This window comes from Streptomyces aurantiaciflavus, from assembly GCF_049808595.1.
In the GTDB taxonomy this organism is placed as follows: Bacteria; Actinomycetota; Actinomycetes; order Streptomycetales; family Streptomycetaceae; genus Streptomyces.
Genome location: NZ_JBNCAQ010000014.1, coordinates 163,080 through 182,314 on the forward strand (window position 1 = coordinate 163,080; position 19,235 = coordinate 182,314).

General features: G+C 69.2%; 18 protein-coding genes, 1 tRNA gene and 2 pseudogenes. 8 read left to right on the top strand and 13 right to left on the bottom strand.

All coding sequences use genetic code 11. From position 1 onward, the window contains the following. Positions 1 to 180: 180 nt before the first annotated feature. From ACPT94_RS19175 to ACPT94_RS19205, 7 genes and pseudogenes are all read right to left on the bottom strand, one after another. Positions 181 to 918, bottom strand: coding sequence for a YoaK family protein (locus ACPT94_RS19175; RefSeq protein WP_360333238.1), 738 nt, complete (start codon positions 916 to 918; stop codon positions 181 to 183). Next, on the bottom strand, positions 899 to 1,423 hold the full coding sequence (locus ACPT94_RS19180; protein ID WP_425246409.1) for a DoxX family protein: 525 nt from the start codon (positions 1,421 to 1,423) through the stop codon (positions 899 to 901). The genes ACPT94_RS19175 and ACPT94_RS19180 overlap by 20 nt, the downstream gene beginning before the upstream one ends. Positions 1,424 to 1,461: 38 nt before the next feature. Beyond that, on the bottom strand, positions 1,462 to 2,124 hold the full coding sequence (locus ACPT94_RS19185) for a hydrolase (protein WP_360333241.1): 663 nt from the start codon (positions 2,122 to 2,124) through the stop codon (positions 1,462 to 1,464). A gap of 133 nt (positions 2,125 to 2,257) precedes the next feature. Next, the gene (locus ACPT94_RS19190; RefSeq protein ID WP_425246381.1) at positions 2,258 to 4,150 is read right to left on the bottom strand and encodes an amidohydrolase; all 1,893 of its coding nucleotides are present in this window, start codon (positions 4,148 to 4,150) and stop codon (positions 2,258 to 2,260) included. A gap of 579 nt (positions 4,151 to 4,729) precedes the next feature. Further along, entirely contained in the window at positions 4,730 to 4,996 is a 267-nt protein-coding gene (locus ACPT94_RS19195) for a hypothetical protein (RefSeq protein WP_425246382.1), read from the bottom strand. 508 nt (positions 4,997 to 5,504) lie between these two features. After that, positions 5,505 to 5,999 (bottom strand): annotated as a pseudogene (locus ACPT94_RS19200) (phosphatidylglycerol lysyltransferase domain-containing protein); the annotation flags it as partial. Further along, a complete protein-coding gene (locus ACPT94_RS19205; protein WP_360333249.1) occupies positions 5,903 to 6,634 on the bottom strand; it encodes a class I SAM-dependent methyltransferase in 732 nt (243 codons plus the stop codon). The pseudogene ACPT94_RS19200 and the gene ACPT94_RS19205, both read right to left, overlap by 97 nt. Positions 6,635 to 7,041: 407 nt before the next feature. Here ACPT94_RS19205 and ACPT94_RS19210 point away from each other — a divergent pair, with 407 nt between their 5' ends. The 3 genes from ACPT94_RS19210 to ACPT94_RS19220 all read left to right on the top strand — a co-directional run bounded on the left by ACPT94_RS19210 (position 7,042) and on the right by ACPT94_RS19220 (position 9,715). Further along, positions 7,042 to 7,572 (top strand): hypothetical protein, encoded by a 531-nt coding sequence (locus tag ACPT94_RS19210; protein WP_425246383.1) that lies wholly within the window; start codon positions 7,042 to 7,044, stop codon positions 7,570 to 7,572. A 17-nt stretch (positions 7,573 to 7,589) separates the two neighbouring features. After that, positions 7,590 to 8,747: a hypothetical protein gene (locus ACPT94_RS19215; protein ID WP_425246384.1), complete on the top strand. Its 1,158-nt coding sequence runs from the start codon at positions 7,590 to 7,592 to the stop codon at positions 8,745 to 8,747. Between the two features lie 212 nt (positions 8,748 to 8,959). Further along, a complete protein-coding gene (locus ACPT94_RS19220; RefSeq protein WP_360333415.1) occupies positions 8,960 to 9,715 on the top strand; it encodes a class I SAM-dependent methyltransferase in 756 nt (251 codons plus the stop codon). 74 nt (positions 9,716 to 9,789) lie between these two features. Here ACPT94_RS19220 and ACPT94_RS19225 read toward each other — a convergent pair whose 3' ends face one another. Beyond that, the gene (locus tag ACPT94_RS19225) at positions 9,790 to 10,113 is read right to left on the bottom strand and encodes a hypothetical protein (RefSeq protein ID WP_360333432.1); all 324 of its coding nucleotides are present in this window, start codon (positions 10,111 to 10,113) and stop codon (positions 9,790 to 9,792) included. Here ACPT94_RS19225 and ACPT94_RS19230 point away from each other — a divergent pair. Continuing rightward, positions 10,099 to 11,066, top strand: a pseudogene (locus ACPT94_RS19230) (GlxA family transcriptional regulator). The gene ACPT94_RS19225 and the pseudogene ACPT94_RS19230 overlap by 15 nt on opposite strands. A 209-nt stretch (positions 11,067 to 11,275) precedes the next feature. Here ACPT94_RS19230 and ACPT94_RS19235 read toward each other — a convergent pair. Further along, positions 11,276 to 12,238 (bottom strand): NADP-dependent oxidoreductase, encoded by a 963-nt coding sequence (locus ACPT94_RS19235; RefSeq protein ID WP_425246385.1) that lies wholly within the window; start codon positions 12,236 to 12,238, stop codon positions 11,276 to 11,278. A 122-nt stretch (positions 12,239 to 12,360) separates the two neighbouring features. Here ACPT94_RS19235 and ACPT94_RS19240 point away from each other — a divergent pair, with 122 nt between their 5' ends. After that, complete coding sequence (locus tag ACPT94_RS19240) at positions 12,361 to 13,365, top strand: GlxA family transcriptional regulator (RefSeq protein ID WP_425246386.1); 1,005 nt, start codon at positions 12,361 to 12,363, stop codon at positions 13,363 to 13,365. A gap of 79 nt (positions 13,366 to 13,444) precedes the next feature. On the opposite strand, the gene ACPT94_RS19245 is transcribed toward ACPT94_RS19240, so the two are convergent. Both ACPT94_RS19245 and ACPT94_RS19250 read right to left on the bottom strand, forming a co-directional pair. Next, positions 13,445 to 14,095 carry a response regulator gene (locus tag ACPT94_RS19245; protein ID WP_425246387.1) on the bottom strand — a complete coding sequence of 217 codons (651 nt, stop codon included), beginning with the start codon at positions 14,093 to 14,095 and terminating at the stop codon, positions 13,445 to 13,447. Further along, a complete protein-coding gene (locus ACPT94_RS19250) occupies positions 14,092 to 15,237 on the bottom strand; it encodes a histidine kinase (protein ID WP_425246388.1) in 1,146 nt (381 codons plus the stop codon). Before ACPT94_RS19250 ends, ACPT94_RS19245 begins: the two co-directional genes overlap by 4 nt. Positions 15,238 to 15,369: 132 nt before the next feature. Between ACPT94_RS19250 and ACPT94_RS19255 the strand changes: the two genes are divergently transcribed. Continuing rightward, positions 15,370 to 16,095 carry a class I SAM-dependent methyltransferase gene (locus ACPT94_RS19255; protein WP_425246389.1) on the top strand — a complete coding sequence of 242 codons (726 nt, stop codon included), beginning with the start codon at positions 15,370 to 15,372 and terminating at the stop codon, positions 16,093 to 16,095. Further along, complete coding sequence (locus ACPT94_RS19260) at positions 16,092 to 16,715, top strand: DedA family protein (RefSeq protein WP_425246390.1); 624 nt, start codon at positions 16,092 to 16,094, stop codon at positions 16,713 to 16,715. The genes ACPT94_RS19255 and ACPT94_RS19260 overlap by 4 nt, the downstream gene beginning before the upstream one ends. Before the next feature lie 434 nt (positions 16,716 to 17,149). On the opposite strand, the gene ACPT94_RS19265 is transcribed toward ACPT94_RS19260, so the two are convergent. Next, positions 17,150 to 17,226, bottom strand: a tRNA-Met gene (locus tag ACPT94_RS19265). Positions 17,227 to 17,281: 55 nt separating this feature from the next. Further along, on the bottom strand, positions 17,282 to 17,485 hold the full coding sequence (locus ACPT94_RS19270) for a cold-shock protein (protein ID WP_030850640.1): 204 nt from the start codon (positions 17,483 to 17,485) through the stop codon (positions 17,282 to 17,284). A gap of 477 nt (positions 17,486 to 17,962) precedes the next feature. Here ACPT94_RS19270 and ACPT94_RS19275 point away from each other — a divergent pair, with 477 nt between their 5' ends. After that, positions 17,963 to 19,144 (top strand): PP2C family protein-serine/threonine phosphatase, encoded by a 1,182-nt coding sequence (locus ACPT94_RS19275; protein ID WP_425246391.1) that lies wholly within the window; start codon positions 17,963 to 17,965, stop codon positions 19,142 to 19,144. The last annotated feature ends 91 nt before the right edge of the window (positions 19,145 to 19,235 follow it).

Below are 19,235 nucleotides of genomic sequence, written 5' to 3' on the forward strand. Positions count from 1 at the left end.
CATGCGGGGTGAGTGCGAACGCGTTGACTCCGGCGGGTGTCGCGCAGGTCAGGCAGAGATCGCGTGTGTCAGGTACGGCTGTTGTCCTGGCCAAACTAGGACTGGTCCACCAGTGACTGTTGTCCTTTGGCGCACCGGTTCTTGCCTGTCGGTGCAGCCACTGGTGGGCCGGTGTGCCGTTCAGGGCCGCGGTCGGAGCCAGGTGGCATCGACGGTCGAAAGACGATGGGTGATCGCGGAGGTGACCGCGAGCAGCACCAGCGTCAGACCCAGCCCGAGCACGAGGTGGCCGTGCAGGACGAGCTGGGCTCCGACGAGAGCGCCGAGGAACATGGCGAGCACGGACAGGATCCGGCGGCCGGGGCGCGGCGCCTCGCCGCCGGCCGGGGTGGAGTCCGCGGCCAGGCCCGTCAGGGTCAGGGTCAGGACCGTCGTGGTGAGGTCGGGAACGCCCAGACGCCGGGCAACCGCGTTCTGCAGGCCCATGGCGAGCCCCAGGAACACGATCAGCGTGTACTGGACGCCGGGGGTGACCCGGCCGTCCGATACGGCGGCGGCCGCCACCGTGACCGCCACCAGGACGGTCTGCACAGCCGTGGCCGAACTCAGCAGGTGCCCCCGGTGCGTGGCGAACCGGGTGCCGAGCCTGCCCCCCGCGAGCGCGCCGAGGAGGAAGGCGGCCATCGCGACGACGGACGCGAGCGCGGACAGGCTCTCTGCGCCCGCCAGGGCGAACCCGAGGAAGACCACGTTGCCGGTCATGTTGGCGACGAAGACGTGCCCGAGCGCCAGGTAGCTCACGGCGTCGACCAGACCCGTGACCACCGTCAGGGTCAGCATCAGGGGAGGCAGCGGACCGTGATGTTGCTCTCCGCGCGGTGCCAGGGTGCGGAGCGCGTCAGTCAGCAGCCCGCGCATACCGCGTCCCTTCACCTGCGGTGGCCGGCTGGTGCAGGACCACGCGTGTGAGCAGGCCACTGGCCGGGCCCATCACGATCGCGGCGACGGAGACCCACACCGGCCAGGGGGTGACGGCCAGTGCGTGGTCCACGGACCACCGTCCGGGCCCGGTCAGGGCCAGAGCGGCGGAGACGACGACGAGGACGAAGGGGTATTCGTAGCCGTCGTTCTGCACCCACAGCCCCTTGGGCCACTTCACGGTGCCCGCGACCGTCATCACGCCGATGGCGGCCATCGCGGCCAGGGGCGTGAGCAGGCCGGCCGCCAGGAACAGGCCGGAACCGATCTGACTGGCTCCCGCGACGAACGCGGTCAGCCGACCGCCGCGGAATCCGTCCCGGCGGAACTCGTCGGTCCCGCCCGCCAACCCGTTGCCTCCGAGCCGGAAGCTCACCTTCTGCACACCGTGCGCGGCGATGAGCAGCCCCACCGCCAGCCGGAGGATCAACAGTCCAGCGTCCATCATGTTCCTGCCTGTTCCTGAGGTATGGGTGCCGTGGCTCAGCCGGCGGCGTGGGCGCCGATGACAGCCTGCGCGTAGACCATGCCGAGGCCGTAGGTGCCGGCGTGCCCCTTGACCACGTCGCCCACGGCGGCGTACGTCTCGGTGCGGGCCCAGTCGCGCTGGAGCTCCAGGAGCACCTGCACCCAGGTGACCGGGACGGCCCCGGCCTGGACCATGCGCTGGACGGCGTGCTCGTGGGCCTGGGGGCTGACGCCGCCGGACGCGTCGGTGACGACGTAGACCTCGTAGCCCTGGGCGATGGCGGAGAGCACGGGCAGGACGACGCAGACCTCGGTCCACAGACCGGCGATGACGAGCTTCTCACGGCCGGTGGCCTTGACCGCCTCGACGAAGTTCACGTCCTCCCAGGCGTTCATCGTGCTGCGGTCGATGATCTTCTGCTCGGGGAAGACCTCGGCCAGCTGCGGCATGAGCGGCCCGGAGAAGGTCTCGGCGGCCACGGTGCTCAGCACCACCGGAACGTCGAACACCTTCGCGGACTTCGCCAGGCCCACGGTGGAGTTGATGATGGCGGTGCGGTCACCGCTGCCGGTGCCGAAGAACATCTGCGGCTGGTGGTCGATGAACAGCACCGCACAGTTGTCCGGGGTGAGCAGGTCGGGGCTGGGGGCAGCGGTGACCTCGGCGATGTTGACCATGGGAGGAGAGCCTTTCTCGACAAACGGTGGCGCGGACCGCTGTCCGTGCCGTGGGAAGAACCGTCCGGCTGGACGGAGCCTGTGGGTGGTGTCCCGGAAGGGGCGACTCGAGGGCCGGGCCCCTTCCGGGAGTTCAGAGGTCGAAGCAGGGATCGATGGGGGTGCTCGCGGCGCCCGGGACCAGGCCGCGCGCGACGCGCCACTGGCGGTGCTCCTCCGACTCGGCGACGGCCTCGCCGAGCGCCTCCGCCTGGCGGGCACCGGCAAGAGCCGCTCGACGGGACGCCTGGTAGCCGCCGAAGTGCGCGACCGGGCTCCAGGCCGGGCTGACGGGAGGAAGCGCCTCGTCGAGTCCCTGGTACTCGGCGGCGGCGTAGACGATCCGGCCGCCGGTCACCGTCAGCAGCGACTCGATGTGGGCGATGTCCGGCTCGGGCACGGTGAAGTAGTCGTCGGACAGCACCGCCAGGTCCCCGTAACAGCCTGGCTGGAGCACACCCTTGACCTTGTCCTCGCCGGTCAGCGCGGCGCCGGCGCGCGTGAACATCGTCAGCGCTGTCTGCCGGTCGACACGGTTGGCGGGCGGGCGCAGCGCCAGATCGCCGGCCGAGCGACCGCTGACGAGCCAGTGCAGGGCGACCCAGGGGTTGTAGCTGGAGACGCGGGTGGCGTCGGTGCCGGCGCCCACGGTCAGGCCGCGGTCCAGCATGGCCCGGATCGGCGGGGCGTCCGCGGCGGCCCCGGGGCCGTAGCGCCGTAGGAACGCCTCGCCCTGGAAGGACAGACGGTTCTGCACGGACATCGCGCCGCCGAGGGCGGCGATACGGTCGAGGCTGTCCGCGGAGACGGTCTCGGCGTGGTCGAACAGCCACCGGTTCCCGCACGGGAAGAGCCCGTCCGCGGCGAGCTTCTCGAACACCGCGAGGTCACGGCGGATGGTTTCGTCATAGGTGGCGTGCAGCCGGAAGCCCCATCCGTTCTCCATGAGCAGGCGCACCGCCTTCTCGAACTCCGCCTCGTAGTCAGGGGCGAGTTCCGGACGCGGCTCGGCGAAGTTCTCGAAATCGGCCGCCGACCAGGTGAGATTCTCACCCGCGCCGTTCAGACGCAGCCATTCGTCTCCGTCCTCGAAGTTGGCCATTTCGATCCAGCGGGCGAGATCGTCGATCTCCTGACCGGGAGTCTGCGGAAAAAGGTGGTAGGCGATACGCAGCGACAACTGTCCGGCCTTGGCCAGTTCAATGACGGTGGCGTAATTGTCGGGGAAGTTCTGGAATCCGCCGGCGGCGTCGATCGCGGAGGTCAGTCCGAATCTGTTCAACTCGCGCAGGAAATGCCGGGTGGAGGTCTTCCGGTCCTCCTCGCTCTCCAGGATCGGCGCCTTGGCCAGGGTCGAGTAGAGAATGAGGGCGCTGGGAGCGGCCAGCAGCATGCCGGTCGGTTCCCCGTCCCGGCCCCGCACGATCTGCCCGCCCTTGGGGTCGGGCGTGTCCTTGCCGAAACCGGCGGCCTTGAGCGCCGCCCGGTTCAGCACGGCCGACTGGTACAGGTGAAGGACGAACACGGGGGTGTCGGGGGCGGCGGCGTTCAGTTCGGCGACGGTCGGCAGCCGGCGTTCGGCGAACTGCTCGGCCGACCAGCCACCGACCACCCGGACCCACTGGCCCTTCGGCGTACGAGCGGCCTGCTCACGCAGCATCGCCAGGCCCTGACGCAGACTGCGCACGCCGTCCCAGCGCAGTTCCAGGACGTAGTTGAGACCCCCGCGGATCACGTGCAGGTGGGCGTCGTTGAGGCCGGGGATCACCCGTCGTCCGAGCGCGTCGACCACCTTCGTGCCCGGGCCGACGTGGCCGGCCACGTCCTTGTCGTCACCGACGACCGTGATGACGCCGTCGCAGATGGCCAGCGCCTCGGCGTGTGGGCGGCCCGGGTCCCCGGTATGAATCTTCGCGTTGCGGACGACGAGGTCCGCGCGATTGTCGACGGCCTGCGGAACCAGCCCGCCGACGGGCATTGTTGACATCTCCTGAAACTCCCTCTGGAAAAACGACTTCGATTCAAGCCGTGGGCCGGCAGCAGGCAGACTTTGATGATTCAGTCGCACTCGGATGCCCAGTTGCTCGAATCGAATCGAGTGAATTCCACCGACACTCGTCGTGCCCTGAGAACGAGGGCAGGCCCTGTGTGTGAGAGACCGCGGGGTGCTTCGCCAACGATAGACACGACAGACCTGTGCCCCATATCCCGCCAGTGCACAGGACTTTGCCTCACCGCGCACTGACAGAATGTGCGCTGGCTCGGCATGGCGAGACGCGTGGGTAGCCGTGCACGCTGAGGACAACAGTGGTGCGCCCGTGGGCAATTGATGCGCGTCCGCCGGCATCCGACATATGAATCTTCCGGGGTGAGAATGGGATGCCGGTCCCTCCCCTCGACCGCGCAGCTGGTTGCCCCTCGGCAGCTCGTCGCCCGCACCGCGTCACGCACCCGGGGCGGCGACCTCCGTCGGCTGGGAGCCGTGAGTGAGCGCCCGCCAGGACAGCGACCGCGCCGGCGGGAAACGCAAGTCCGGCTCGTGGCGCATGCGCGGGGGAGGGGCGGCTCAGCGAAGGGCCCCCAGAGCGGCTTCCACCGTCCGGTGGAAGGCGGGGTAGGTGTAGATCATGTGCCGGAGGCTCTCGACGGGCACTTCCGCGTGGACGGCGACGTTCAGCCCGTACAACACCTCTCCTCCCGCCGGTCCCGCCGAGGTCGCCCCGACCAGCACGCCCCGGTCGGCATCCTCGACCAGCTTGATGAACCCCTCGTTCCCCCGTCCGTGGATCCAGCCGCGGGTGGAAGAGGCGATCGGCAGCAGACTGGTGCGCACCCGCAGGCGCTGGTCGCGCGCCTGCTGCTCCGTGAGCCTGTTTCTCCGGAACCTGGCTGGCGAGTTCCCTGGTGCTGGCCATCAGGCCGCCGTCGGGCTCCGAGGTGCTCGGCGTGCTCAATCTCGTGTTCGCCGTGTTCGCCCTGATGATGGCGACCGTCGCGACCCGCAAGCGTGCGATGTGGGTCGTGCTCTGTGTGGCTGTACCACGCTTCGCAGTGGCCTCGCTCTTCAACTTCACCGGTGCCGCCTGGCTCGGCTACATTTCCGGAGCCTTCGGGCTGCTCCTCGCGGGGCGGCCATGTATGCCGCGTTCGCTCTCGTGCTGGAGGACATGAGGGGCGAGGAGGTTCTGCCCGTAGGACGTCGGGGCCCGGCGCACGACGCCGTGGAAGGGGACCTGGCGGTGTAGCTGCCCAACCTCGAACGTCAGGCGGGCGTGCGACGGCTGAGCCCTTCGGCGCCCGCTCGTACTTCGGCGGACGGCCCGTGGCCAGCGCCAGCGCCAGAGCAGCGCCAGCGAGATCAGCACGCCGAAGATCGAGTGCCGGTAGGTGATCTGCGCTGTGGCGCCGATCGGGAGCAGGACGACAGCGGCCCGCCAGGCGCGGCGCTTTCGGCGACGCAGTCCATGAGCGAGCAGCAGGAGCAGGATGCCGGCGCTGAGCGAGAGCGCGGCCGCGAACGGGCCCAACGTGCCCGGCAAGACCTCAGCGATCATATGAATTCGGCTGTGCCGGAAACGCGTGAAGACGCCGGCCAGGACATCCAGGAGCCCCACGAACGCACAGGCCCGGGCGACCAGGGTCGGGACGGCGTCGGGGCGCGGGTCGTGGAGCCCCCGCCGCAGCCGAGGAGGTGACGGCCAGTACGACCTGCGCGCGGCCGTGCTGTCGGACAGAGCGTTCAACGCGTGGCCCCGTCCCCGGGGTGCCGCCGGTCTTCGGCGGAGCCAATGGGGCGTTGCAGCTGCCAGACGTGCGCCGGGGGCAGGTTGACCCATGTCGTCCGGCGGGCGGTGGCGTAGGTCCGCTGGTAGGCGGCCATGATGTGGTCCACCGCGGCGTGCCGGCGCGCTTCCGCCCGCGATGCCAGCAGCGTTCGGGCCCTGCGGGTGCCGAGGTAGGCGAAGTAGGTCAGGGTCCCGCCGGGGTGCAGCAGTTCCATGTACCGGGCCATGATGCACTCGACCTGCTTCGGCTCGAAGTTGGTCAGCGGCAGGCCGGAGACGATCACGTCGTAGCGCTGGTCGGTGTCGAGTTCCTCGACGAAAGCCTGGTGCACCTCTATGCGTGTCTGCTCCGTCCCGACTGCCGAGTGGGGGCGTGCGGCTACGAACTGCCGCAGTCGTGCTGCGAAGCGCGGGTTGGCTTCGACGATGTCCAAACGGCTGCCCCGGGGCAGCCGGGGTATCAGCGTGCGGGTGACCGCGCCGGTGCCGGCGCCCGCTTCCAGGACCGCCAGCGGGCGGGGTGTCCGGACCTCTACGGGACGGGTCAGCAGACGGGCCAGGGCCTTGCCGCTGGGGGCGATCGCGCCGGTCGTCCGCAGATCGCGGGCCGCTTCGATCAGGAACATCCAGCCTTCGGCCTGACGCTGCGCCAGGACACGATCGTGAGAGGTTTTCCAGTCGTTCATGGTTTCGACGCTAGAAAGCCTGACCTGCGGCCAGATCCTTCCTTGTGCGACGGTCTCCCCCTACGAAAGTAGGGGGTCGGTGGAAAAGACGGAGTCGAGGTCGCCGCCGCTGAGCATGACCGGCACAACGACTCACCTCATCGGGGAGACACCGCCAGCGGGGACAGCCCCAGACGCCGGAAGGGCGCCCGATGCTCGTGCGGAGATGGGGCGTCGGCGCGTATGCCGGACTGTCATGTCGTCGGGACCCCCGCGAGTTCCTTCTGCTCGTCCCATCGCCTTCTGACCTGCGGCACTGGTGAGCGGGGGTTCACTCGATCGCCAGGAGACTTCGACGTTCCGTCGAGATTTCTGACGTTCTGCCGCTATCCATGACGCATGGTCGTTCGCAGTGAGCTGAGGCGTCGATGACGCTCGCGGTCGTCCGGTCGATCGGTACGCCGCGGCGACTGGCGACGGCACAGGGGTACGAGGACTTCGAGCAGGAGCTGGTCGACCAGTTCCTGCTCGCCGGGGTCGGCGCCGGGATGGCGGACAGTTCGATCGCCGACGACCGGCAGGCGATCTTCGAGTACGTGCGGTTCCTCGGTCGGCCGGTATGGACGAGCGGCCCGGAAGACGCCGATCGGTTCCTCGCGGACCAGCGCAAGGTCAAACGGCTCGCGCACAGCACAGTCCAGAGCAAGGCGTGGACGCTCGCGCAGTTCTTCGACTTCCTGATCGCCCGCTACCAGGGCGACATCCACGCGCTGACCGGTCACGTGCTGGTGCAGCCGATCGACGAGTTCAACCGGCCGGCCAAGAGCGAGTACGGAACCCAGCGCATCCCGCCCTCCGAGGTGGAGGTGGAGCAGCTGTTCAACGGGTGGCGGGAGTCGTTGGGGGGCGTGAGGAAGTTCCTGCCCGCGGCCCGGGACTACATGGTTGCCTCGCTGTGACGGCGGTCGGGACCCGCATGACCGAGACGCTCAAGCTGGATATTCGCGCACGGCGTCGGACCGAGCCGGCTCCGCAGCCTCCGCCGCCGCTGAGACCGGCGGAGCACCAGCAGCTCGTCATGTTCCCTCCACCTGGCCGGGACCTGCGGCGCGGCCAGGAGCGGGGTTTTCCCGAGGTCGATGCGCCCGAGGTTGCAGCGGCGCTCAAGGCCGCCGTCGATGACTACGCGCAACGCCACGGGCTGGGGTATCACACCGCCTGGGGCCTGGACCGCGGGCTACGTGTGCTGCTGAGCATCCAGGAGACGCCCGGCGCCCGGTTCAGGGCGTCCGACGTGCTGTTGCTGAGTGACCTGCTCTTGCCGGTCAGACCCCTGCTGAAGCTGCTGGCACAGCTCGACATGCTGGACGACGACCCCACCCCCGGCGTCGTTACCTGGTTCCGCGAGCGCACTGTCGGCCTTCCCGAACCGATGCTCGGCGAGCTCACCACCTGGTTCGAACTGAAGCTGTCCGGCAGTACCACCGCGCCGCGTGTCAAAGCGCGTCCGCCCCGATGGATTCAGCGGATGGTGACACACGCGCTTCCCGCCCTGCGAACCTGGGCGGACCAGGGCAAGGACTCGCTCAGGTCCGTCACCCGTGCCGACGTCCTCGCCGTCCTGCCCGACAGCGGCACCCCACGCGTGGACATGCTCCAGGGCCTGCGGCACATCCTGCGGCTGCTGAAGAACCGGCGGATCATCTTCACCGACCCCACCGCCCGGGAACACCTGCGCCGGGCCACGGCCGGCCTCGACCCGAATCTCCGGCTTCCGCTTGGCGACGTAGGCGCGAACGACCTGGTAGGACACGTCGTCCATCGCGTGCTCGTTGATCAACCGGCGATAGATCCGGACCACCGTGTGACGCTGCTTCCTCGGCGCATCCAGATCAGCCAGCAGCATCTGGTCGATCACCGGCTTGAACGGATCCAGCTTGGAACGGCGAGGCACGTACGTTTCCCGAGGTTGCGGCCACGCCGAACTCAGCGCCTTCTGAACAGTCCGCCGGCCCCACCCGGTACTTGCGCTCCAGCGCCCGGTTCGACATGCCCTCGCGAGCGTCACGCCGCAGCGCGGCATACAACTCGACCTTCGACTGACCAGGCGGCATCGGCGGTGCGTCTTCACTGAGCACATTCACCTTGCCACCGCAACCCCGCGAGTGACACTACTTCTCACGAACAACTTCCCAGCTAACCAGCCGGTGACATCCACTCAGACGGACAACTGACAACCCGCAAACACCGTCAGAGCCATCCTTGCGAAAACCATTGGTGCCCGGCTTGCTCCGCTGATGGACTGACGTCCTACCGTGAGTCTGCCCCGTGACGGAGGTAGTGGCTGTGACAGCTTATGACGTGCTTGCCGAGGTGTACGAATGGCTCATCTCGGATGCAAAGTTGCCTCCAGCCGAGTTCGCCGCGTCGTTCGACGACGTCCTCAATCTCCTGCCGTCGAACGCTCACGTCCTCGACTGTTCGTGCGGAACCGGACAGTTGGCGGTTGGCCTCGCCGGTCGTGGCATGCAGGTTGTCGCAACTGACGCCAGCGAGGCGATGGTTCGTCGGACTGCAGAGTTGTCTGAGGAGTTCGGGGCATCCGTCCGGGCCGTACGGGCGAACTGGGAAGAGTTGCCCGACCATTTCCAGGACAACACGTTCGACATGGTGTTCTGCGTTGGCAACTCGCTTCACCATGCCACGGGCGCGACAGGCAGGGGTGCTGCTCTGGAGTCGATGTCACGGCTTCTGCGCCCCGGCGGGCGCTTGGTACTCACATCCCGCACTTGGGAACTCGTGAGGGCCAGAGGTTCCCGGCTGGAGATCAGTGACCGACTCGTCCGCCGGAACGGTCGCGATGCCGTCGTGGTCTACCGCTGGGAGATTGCGCCGCACTGGGAGGAGGAGCACCACATCGAGATTGCGATCGCGCAAGTTGATGCGACCGGGTTGGTTCTTGTCCGCTCGGAACTGCTGTCCTGCTGGCCCTACCGGTACGAGGAACTCGAAGTCGAGCTGCACCGGGTCGGACTCCAGACGGAACTGAGCACGTTCGATCTTGAGGCCGAGAACTACATGGTGGTCGCGAGCAAGGTATAAACACCGGACTCTCAGTCCCTGGCCGGACCGCGCGGTTGCTCGCAGGACGCTTGCGCCCTCTCGTCGGTGCGGGTTCAAGTGGTCAACGCAACGCCTCGGACGAGGAGTGCTCGTCGATCAGACGGCGGTAGATCCGGGGTGACGGTGTGGCGCTGTTTCCTGGTCGCATCCAGATCAATGAGCAGGATCTCGTCGATCAGCGGCGTGAACGGATCCGGCTTCGACGGCCGCGCCGAAGCGGTTGTCGTGCGTGGCTGCGGCCAAGCCGAGGTCAGGGCCTTGTTGACCGTGCTCCAGGTGACGCCGTACTTGCACTGCAACGCCCGGTTCGACATGCCATCGCGGGAGTCGCGCCGCAGCGCGGCGTACAACTCGACCTTCGACTGGCCAGGCAGCATCGGGGGTGCTCCTTTACTGAGCACATCGACGTCACCGGCCCGGCCGAGGTCTTCGCCCTTGCCGACCGGGAGACCGGGGGTGCCGCGGGCTACCGGGTCGAGCTCGCGGGCCGGGCACGCGGCGAGGTGGCCACGTAGGCGGGGCTGCGGCTGGTCGTGGACCTGTCCTTCGACGAGGTGGACGGCGTGCTGGACACGCTGCTGGTGCCCGGGGCGGTCGATGCGGGCCCCGACGGTTAGGTCGCCCGCGTGGACGGCGACGTGGTGGCGTGGGTCGCCCGGGTCACGCCGCTGGCCCGGCGGGTCGTGTCGGTGTGCGTGGGCGCGCATCTGCTGGCCACGGCCGGGCTGCTCGACGGCAAGACGGCGACGACGCACTGGTCGACCGCGGCACAGTTGGCGGCCGAGCATCCCGAGGTCACCGTCGACCCCGACCCGATCTTCGTGCGTTGCGGCAGCGTGTGGACCGGCGCCGGGATCAGCGCCTGCATGGATCTGGCCTTGGCGCTGGTCGCCGAGGACCCGGGCGAGGAGGTCGCCCTGACGGTGGCCCGGCAGTTGGTCATGTACCTCAGGCGGCAGGGCGGTCAGAGCCAGGTCTCGGTCCCGATGAGCCGGCCGCCCGCGACCCGCCGCGACATCGACGATCTGCGGATGTTCATCGTCGACCACCTGGACGGCGATCTGTCCGTCGCCGCCCTCGCGGCACGGATGTGCCTGAGCGAGCGCCACTGCGCGCGGGTCTTCCGCCAGGAGACCGGGCTCCGGGCGCCTACGTCGAGGCCGCGCGGGTGGAAGCGGCCCGCCGTCTCCTGGAGGGCACCGACCAGCCCTTGGACCAGGTTGCCGCCGCGTGTGGGCTCGGCTCGGTGAAGACGCTCCACCGCGCGCTGCGCAAGCAGATCGGCACGACACCCGCGGCCTACCGACGGCGGTTCCGCGTGACCACCTGACGCTTTTCTCTCCGATCCCGAGCCACGGTCGCGGGACGGCGATGCTCCCTGACCGCACACAACGCACGAAGCAGAACGCCGAGGGCGAACCGGCGGTCGTCAAGCAGTTCCCGCAGGTTGCAGTCGAGGGGCGTCCTTGAGGGCCAGGGCCGCCGACCGGTGCCGCCGGCACCACACGCTGGACCAGCGCCCACCACCCGTCCAGCACCTTATTCGCCCACGGTGAGCACGATCTTGCCGGTGGTGTGTCCGGTCTGGCCCAGCTTGTGCGCCTCGGCGGCCTCGGCGAGTGGTAGCAGCGTGCCGACCTCGGCGCGCAGCCGGCCGGACCGCACGAGATCGCCGATCGCGCGCAGCCCGGCGTGATCGGGCTCGACGAGCAGGAAGCCGGACCGGATACCGCGTTCTGCGGCCTGTGAAGCCAGGCGATCCTCCTCCGGGTGTGGCAGCGACACCAGAGTGCTGCCGGAGCCCAGGAGTTGCAGAGAGCGCGGCCCGTAGTCGCCGCCGATGGGGTCGATCACCACATCGACCGGGCCTGTGGCCTCCTCGAAGGCCTCAGTGGTGTAGTCAATGACCTCATCAGCTCCGAGCCTGCGCAGGAAGGCGTGCTTGGGGCCGCTGGCCGTGCCGATCACGTGGGCCCCCAAGGCCTTGGCGATCTGTACGGCGATGTGGCCGAACCCGCCGGCCGCAGCGTGGATCAGTACGCGCTGCCCGGGCTGGACGTCAGCGGTGTCCACCAAGGCTTGCCAGGCCGTCAGCGACGCCAGGGGGAGTGCTGCCGCGCAGACATGGTCGATCTCCGCCGGCTTGCGGGCGAAGTGGCGGGCCGGCGCTGCCAAGTACTCGGCGTACGCCCCGGCCTGGTGCGGCAGGCGTGGCATGCCGAAGACCTCGTCACCGGGCCGGAAGAGCGTCACTCCCATGCCGACCGCCTCGACCACGCCGGATACGTCCCAGCCCAGGATGAAGGGCGGGTGTCCGAGGAACAGGCCTGCGGCGCGGGTCTTCCAGTCCAACGGGTTGACCCCTGCCGCGTGTACCCGCACGAGGATCTCGCCCGCTCCGGGTCGGGGACGGTCCACCCACACCTGCTTGAGGACCTCCGGCCCGCCGAGGAAGTCCTGGCTGATCGCCCTCATCCGATGCGCTTCGGTGGCGGCGTGCATGACGTGGCTCCTTTTCGACACTCAGGTGGACAGCGCCGCCTGCTGCGACGCGGAAACCACGCTGCCGGACTCCCCCATCACTCGACAGTGGCCCAGGTGCCATGATCTGCAAAGATCGGGCCATGCACCGTGTCGCTGTCCTCGCCCTCTCGGGCGTCTATCCGTTCGAGCTCGGTATCCCCGCACGGGTTTTCGGCGCATCATGGGATCCGGACATCGGCATGCTGTACGAGGTCGTGGTCTGCACTCTGGACGGCGGTCCCGTGATGACCAACGCCGGTTTCTCGATCGGTGTCGATCACGACAGCCAAGCACTGGTCGATGCGGACACCGTGGTCGTCGCGCCCGTTGACCTGGGTTGGCCACCTGTTTGGGACCAGCCGACCGGTCCGATGACCCAAGCCCTGACACGCGTCCGGTCCGATGCCCGCATCATGTCGATCTGCACCGGCGCTTATGTCCTGGCTGCAGTGGGCCTGCTCGACGGCCGTCGGGCCACAACCCACTGGCGGCTGGCCGAACACTTCCAGAGCCTGTTCCCCGCGGTGCAGCTGGACCCCACCGTGTTGTTCGTGGACGACGGCAACGTCCTCACCTCGGCCGGAGCCTCTGCCGGCGTGGATGCGTGCTTACATCTCGTGCGGTGTGACCACGGCAGCCGGGTGGCGAACCAGACCGCCCGCGACTGTGTCGTACCACCATGGCGCGACGGCGGGCAGGCCCAGTTCATTGACCGACCGGTCCCCGAGCCGGGACGCACCGCCACCGCCCCCACCCAGGCCTGGGCCCTTGAACACCTTGACCAGCCATTGTCGCTGTCTGAACTCGCCGCTCACGCACGCATGAGCCGCCGCACCTTCACCCGCCGCTTCCGCCAGGAGACAGGTGCCAGCCCCAGCCAATGGATCCTCCGGCAGCGCATCGAGCTTGCTCGCCAGCTACTGGAGACCAATGATCTGCCCATCGACCAGGTCGCCCACCGATCAGGATTCGGCACTGGCGCATCCCTGCGCAGACACCTGCACCGGGCCATCGGCATCTCGCCGCAGGCCTATCGGCAGACTTTCCGCAGAGCCGAACGGCTTGCCCAACGCCAGGCGGAGGAGGAAGAAGCTAGGAGCGAGTAACCGCGCGACCCCGGCACCGCGGGACCGACTTCGGCCGCCGACCAGTACCGCGGTACCGACGGGCCTCGTCCTCTGGGACTCACGTGGTGAGTCCCGCGTCGCGGGCCACGAGGGCGGCCTGGACGCGGTTGGTGACTTCCAGTGCGGCCAGGATCCGGCTGACGTGTGCTTTGACGGTGCTCTCGCGCATGGCGAGGCGGGTGGCTATGTCCGCGTTGGTCTCTCCCTGAGCCAGCAGGGTGAGCACGTCGCGTTCGCGGGGGGTGAGCCGGTCCAGCCGCGTGTGGGCCGCGGTGGCTTTGGGCTGGGTGGTGGCGTGGTAGCGGTCGATGAGCCGACGGGCCGCGCTGGGGTGGAGCATGGCGGAGCCGGCGGCCACCAGGTGGACGGCCCGCAGTATCTCGGCCGGGTCGGTGTCCTTGAGCAGGAAGCCGTCGGCTCCCGCGGCGAGCGCGTTGTAGACGTACTCGTCGAGGTCGAAGGTGGTCAGGGTGATCACCTTCGGGGAGTGGGGGAGCGCTCGCAGCCCGGTGATGGCGGCGATGCCGTCCATCCGGGGCATGCGCACGTCGACGAGGGCGACGTCGATGCGGTGGGCCGTGGCTTGCTCGACGGCCTGGAGCCCGTCCGTGGCCTGGGCGACGACCTCGATGCCCGGGTCGCCGTCGAGGAGGTCGGCCAGGCCGAGGCGGACGAGGGCGTCATCGTCGACGATCATGGCGCGGATCATGTGCGGGTGCCGTTCTGTCCGGTGGCGGAGTGGGGGATACGCGCGGCCAGCCGCCAGGCGCCCCCGCCGGCGGGTCCGACATTCAGGTGGCCGCCGAGGGCGGTCACGCGTTCGCGCAGACCGACGAGCCCGTATCCGGAGTGGACGGCAGCCGTGTGGGGGGTGCCGGGGGTGTTGGTGATCTCGACGACCGTGGCCACGTCCCGGTAGTCGACGCGTACGGTCACCTCGGCGCCGGCGGCGTGCTTGCGGGCGTTGGTCAGGGCTTCCTGGACGATGCGGTACACCGCCAGGCGGTGGGTGGTGGGTGCCTGCTCGGGAAGTCCGTCGGTGGTCAGCCGGACATGCTGACCGGCAGCGCGGGCCTCGTCGACCAGCTCTCGCACGTCCCTCATGACGGGCGTGAGGCTGGAATCCGTCGGCGTGGAGTCGGAGTCGCGCAGGGCGCCGAGCACGTCGCGCAGGTCGGCCAGGGCCTCGGTGGAGGTGGTGCGCAGCAGGCCGAGGCGTTCGGTGATCTGCGCGGGCATCGTGTCGCTCCGGGTGGTCAGGACCCCGGTGTGCAGGGCGATCAGGCTCAGACGGTGGGCCAGTACGTCGTGCATCTCGGCGGCGATACGGGACCGCTCGGCGGTACGGGCCGCCTCCTCGCGCAGCTGCGACTCGACCCGCAGGTGCTCGACCTGGGAGGCCAGCGCCTGGACCAGACGCCTCCGGTTGCCCAGCCACAGACCGACCAGGATGGCCAGCAGGGGCAAGAACAGAGCGGATCCATACCGGTCCGGCGTCCACAGCGAGGTCGACGGCCCGGTGAGCAGGTTGGCGCCCAGCGCGGCGACGGCACACCCCACCGCGACCCACGCCCGCCGGCCTACGGCCAGGTCGAACAGGACGACCGCCAGCAGCCCCAGCATGGGCCATCCCCACCACATCGTGGCCGCGGTGACCAGGAGGGGCGAGACCGGCCAACGCAGCCGGGGCACGAGCAGGGCCGCCCCGCACACCAGCGCCACGACGGCGATGGGGAGCACATAGTGCCCGCCGTTGGTCGACTCGTCGTTCAGGACGGCGGCCACCACCAACAACGACACAAGCCCCGCACGCCCGTATGCGGCCCACCTCAAGTCCTTGCTCCTGCTCACCCTGGCCATGCTAGGCAGGCCACCGTGCCTGCGCGTTCGACGATCTGCCACACCAGACCCCTACTTTCGTAGGGGGAAGCGGCCGCACAACGGCGGTTCCGATCGGCGGCTCCGGTTCCTAGCGTCAAAAACATGAACGACTGGAGCACCTCTCACACCTGGGGCCTGGGGCCGAGCCGAGTCGACGGTTGGACGTTCCTGGTCGAAGCGGCCCGCGATCTGCGGGCGACCGGCATGCGCGCCCCTGGCGGCAAGGCACTGGCCCGCTTGCTGACCGAGCCGGTACGGTCCCTGGCACCCCGCCCGCCGGCGGTCCTGGAAGCGGGCGCCGGCACCGGCGCCGTCACCCGCGCCTTGATACCGCAGTTGCCACGAGGCAGCCTCCTGGACATCGTCGAACCCAACCCGCTCCTCGCGGTGCGACTGCGGAACCTCGTCGCGACCCACCCCTACCCGGCGGGCAGCCTCGCGCAGCTGAGCGTGCACCAGGCGTACGTCGACGAGCTCGACACCGACCAGCGCTACGACGTGATCATCTCCGGCCTGCCGCTGACCGACTTCACCCCCGACCAGGCCGAGCATGTCATGGCCCAGTACCTGCGGATTCTGCATCCCGGCGGAATCCTGACCTACCACGTCACCCGTGGCACCCGCCGAGCCCGCGCCTTGCTCACCTCACGCGCCGCAGCGCGTCGGCGCGCCGCGGTGAACGAAGTCATGGCCGCCTACCAGCGCGACTACGCCATCGGCCGCTGGCCGGTGTGGGCGAACCTCCCCCCGGCCCACGTCTGGCAGTTGCAACGCCCCCCTGCCTCGCCCCGTGACCAGCAGGAGCCCTTGAAGGCAGCGCGGCGGTGAGCAGCCTCTCCCACACCCTCGGCCACCTTCCCCCCGGTGCCGCCTACACCGTGGTGGCGGTCGCGATATTCGCCGAGTCGAACCTTCTGATCGGCCCGTTGGTCCCCTCGCTCGCCCTGCTGATCACCGCCGGAGCACTGGCCCGCACCGGCCACATCAGCCTTCCCCTCGTCATCACGGCAGCGGCAGGAGCCGTCGTCGCAGGAGAGTTCCTCGCCCACCGCACCGGAAGACTCCTGGGCCATCGGCTGCGCGCGGGCCGCATGGGCCGCCGCCTTCCCGGGACTGCCTGGCAGCGGGCCGAGACCCTGATGACTCGCCACGGCGGCCGAGCCGTCTTCCTGGCCCGCTTCGTGCCGGTGGTACGCACCCTCGCCCCCCACTTCGCAGGCGCCACCCACCTGCCCTACCACCGCATGGCCCCCTACAGCGCCGCCGCGGCCTGCCTGTGGGCCACAGCCGAAACCGGCGCCGGCTACGCCGCCGCGACATCCCTCCAACGGATCCTCACGGTGGGCGGCCCCGCTCTTGCCGCCGCCGAGCTGATCGCCGCCGGGGGCGCGCTCGTGTGGACGAAGAAACGCCGCACGGCCTGGGCGTGCTGCCGCCGATGGACGTAGACCTTCATCGGGCGTGCATCGTCACCCGTAGGTCGCCAGGAAGCGGCTCTCCCTCGCACGAAGCCGCGATACGGCTCTCCCAACGCCACCGGTCTCCGCCGGGATGAGCAGTCAGACCACCGTTCTCCTGGGTCAGTAGTGCGGCGGCGGGCGAGAATCATCCCGCCGAGCCTCCTCTGCCCGCCGTAGCCCTGAGTTTTCAACTGAGCCTCGTCACCGACATGGAAGCTGAGCAGCAGCGGCCCACCAGGCCGAAGCACGCGCTGGAAGTGCGCGAAGACCGACCTGATCTCGTCGTCGGGGACGTGGATCAGCGAATACCAGTGAACCCGGTCTGCCCGCCGCGCCGACGGCGGGAAGGGCGACGAAGCCCTTGGCGACTCCGCGGAACGGCGGCAACGGGAAGGGGCCCGGCATCAGCCGGGCCCCTTCTTTGGTAGCGGGGACAGGATTTGAACCTGCGACCTCTGGGTTATGAGCCCAGCGAGCTACCGAGCTGCTCCACCCCGCGTCGGTGATGCCACCCTACACAGTGACTCTCGCGGGGCGAAGCGCATTTGCCTTCGTCAGCCGCGCACGATGTTCTCGGCCTGGGGGCCCTTCTGGCCCTGGGTCACGTCGAAGGTGACCGGCTCACCCTCGACCAGCTCCCGGTAGCCGTTGCCGGTGATGTTGGAGTAGTGGGCGAAGACGTCCGGGCCGCCGCCGTCCTGGGCGATGAATCCGAAGCCCTTCTCGGCGTTGAACCACTTCACGGTGCCGCTGGCCATGCTGCTGTCCTTCGATATCGCCGGGAGGTCCCGGCTGGTCCATGGGTGGGGCCGTCCGTGATCGGAAGGCGCCCGGCTTCGTTCTACCCTGTCGACGCGCGAATATCCGACTTTCCTGCCGGTTTGCAGGTGCTAAGGCAACGGAGCGCGGGGCGGGATGACCTGTGGAGCCGGGGCTCTGTGCGCTGCTGTGGACGACACTACGGGCGGATCGTCCCTCGATCGTCCCTCCGCCCTCACCCCGTCCTCACCGGGCACTGCCTCCCGGCGGCCTCTCCACCGGCGTCTCACATGCTGCTTCCCTTGTGTCTCCTCGGCCGCCGGCGCACTGGCCGTACGGCCGTCCCGGGACGCCGACTGACGGACCGGGACCTGCTCGCAATGCCCGGACCGCTGTCCTGACCAGGTAAGACGAGCTCAGGGGGTGAGGTTGCGGAAACTCGGGGAAAAAGTGGCGGCAGCCGATGGGAGGTGGCCGTGAAGGGTGGAGATCTGGAACTGGGCGAGTTGCTGGCCGCTGCGGAGGCGGCGCCGCCCGGTGAGTCCGTCGACGTGGTGGCACGCGACCTGCAAAAGCGATGCGGTGCGGAGCGTGTGTCCTTCCTGTTCGTAGACCTCGTCGGTCAGCGGCTGGTGAGGCTTGCCGCGGCCGGCGGTGATCTCACGGACCATGCCGAGCCGATCGAGCTGCAGGGCAGCGTCTACGACAGCGTTCTGCGGAGCCAGCGCCAGCACACGGAACCGGACGGTCAGGGCGGACGGCGCGTCATCACGCCGGTCACCAACCGCGGCGACTGCATCGGCGTCTTGGAGATGACCCTGCAGTCCGCCGACGACACCGTGCTCCGGCAGGTTCGCGACGCGGCACACGCGCTGGCCTACATCATCGTCACGGACCGCCGCTTCACCGATCTGTACCACCTGGGCCGTCGCACCACCGAGACCAGCCTGGCCGCGGAAATCCAGCATCAACTGCTTCCCTCGGCCCCCTGCTGCGAGGCGGCCCAGTTCACCCTCGCCGCCGGGCTGGTCCCGGCGGACGACATCGGTGGCGACACCTACGACTACACCCTCGACCGCGACACCCTGCACCTGTCCATCACCGACGCCATGGGTCACGACACCAACTCCGCCCTCCTGGCGACCTTGCTGGTCGGCGCACTGCGACGGGCACGCCGCAGCGGCTGTGACGCCCTCAGACAAGCCCACCACGCCCACCAGGCACTGGTGAGCCACAGCCGAGGCCTGGCCACCGGACAGTTGCTGTGCGTCGACCTCCGAACAGGCCTGTGTGAACTCATCAACGCCGGCCACCCCTGGCCACTGCTGCTGCGCGACGGCACTGTCGCCGAGGTCAAACTCGCCGTCAACCTCCCGTTCGGTGTGGCGGCGCCCACCTCCTACCGCGTACAGGAACTGCAACTGCGTCCCGGCGACCGCCTGATTCTGCTCACTGACGGAATGCAGGAACGCGGCGCCGCAGCCGTCGACCTGGCCTCGGTCGTTCACGACACGTGCGCGCTGCATCCGCGAGAAGCCGTCCGCAGCCTGACCTCCGCAGTCCTTGACGCCTGCCACGGCAACCTCAAGGACGATGCCACGGTCCTGATACTCGACTGGCACGGCAATCGTCGCCGATCAGCCGAAAGAGCGACTTGACGGACCGTTGCTCAAAGCCGCCGTCGGCCCGCCGGGTGCACCCCGTGGTACCGGCACACCAGGCGCGGGTGGCCTGGCCGACCGTAAGTCG

Coding starts and splice junctions, on each gene's coding strand:
- ACPT94_RS19245 (WP_425246387.1), bottom strand. CDS start 14,095: ATGATCCGCGCCATGATCGTCGACGATGACGCCCTCGTCCGCCTCGGC.
- ACPT94_RS19225 (WP_360333432.1), bottom strand. CDS start 10,113: ATGCTGCCTGGCCAGTCGAAGGTCGAGTTGTACGCCGCGCTGCGGCGC.
- ACPT94_RS19180 (WP_425246409.1), bottom strand. CDS start 1,423: ATGGACGCTGGACTGTTGATCCTCCGGCTGGCGGTGGGGCTGCTCATC.
- ACPT94_RS19190 (WP_425246381.1), bottom strand. CDS start 4,150: ATGTCAACAATGCCCGTCGGCGGGCTGGTTCCGCAGGCCGTCGACAAT.
- ACPT94_RS19270 (WP_030850640.1), bottom strand. CDS start 17,485: ATGGCCAGCGGCACCGTGAAGTGGTTCAACGCCGAGAAGGGCTTCGGA.
- ACPT94_RS19175 (WP_360333238.1), bottom strand. CDS start 918: ATGCGCGGGCTGCTGACTGACGCGCTCCGCACCCTGGCACCGCGCGGA.
- ACPT94_RS19205 (WP_360333249.1), bottom strand. CDS start 6,634: ATGAACGACTGGAAAACCTCTCACGATCGTGTCCTGGCGCAGCGTCAG.
- ACPT94_RS19235 (WP_425246385.1), bottom strand. CDS start 12,238: ATGCACGCCGCCACCGAAGCGCATCGGATGAGGGCGATCAGCCAGGAC.
- ACPT94_RS19255 (WP_425246389.1), top strand. CDS start 15,370: ATGAACGACTGGAGCACCTCTCACACCTGGGGCCTGGGGCCGAGCCGA.
- ACPT94_RS19210 (WP_425246383.1), top strand. CDS start 7,042: ATGACGCTCGCGGTCGTCCGGTCGATCGGTACGCCGCGGCGACTGGCG.
- ACPT94_RS19215 (WP_425246384.1), top strand. CDS start 7,590: ATGACCGAGACGCTCAAGCTGGATATTCGCGCACGGCGTCGGACCGAG.
- ACPT94_RS19185 (WP_360333241.1), bottom strand. CDS start 2,124: ATGGTCAACATCGCCGAGGTCACCGCTGCCCCCAGCCCCGACCTGCTC.
- ACPT94_RS19240 (WP_425246386.1), top strand. CDS start 12,361: ATGCACCGTGTCGCTGTCCTCGCCCTCTCGGGCGTCTATCCGTTCGAG.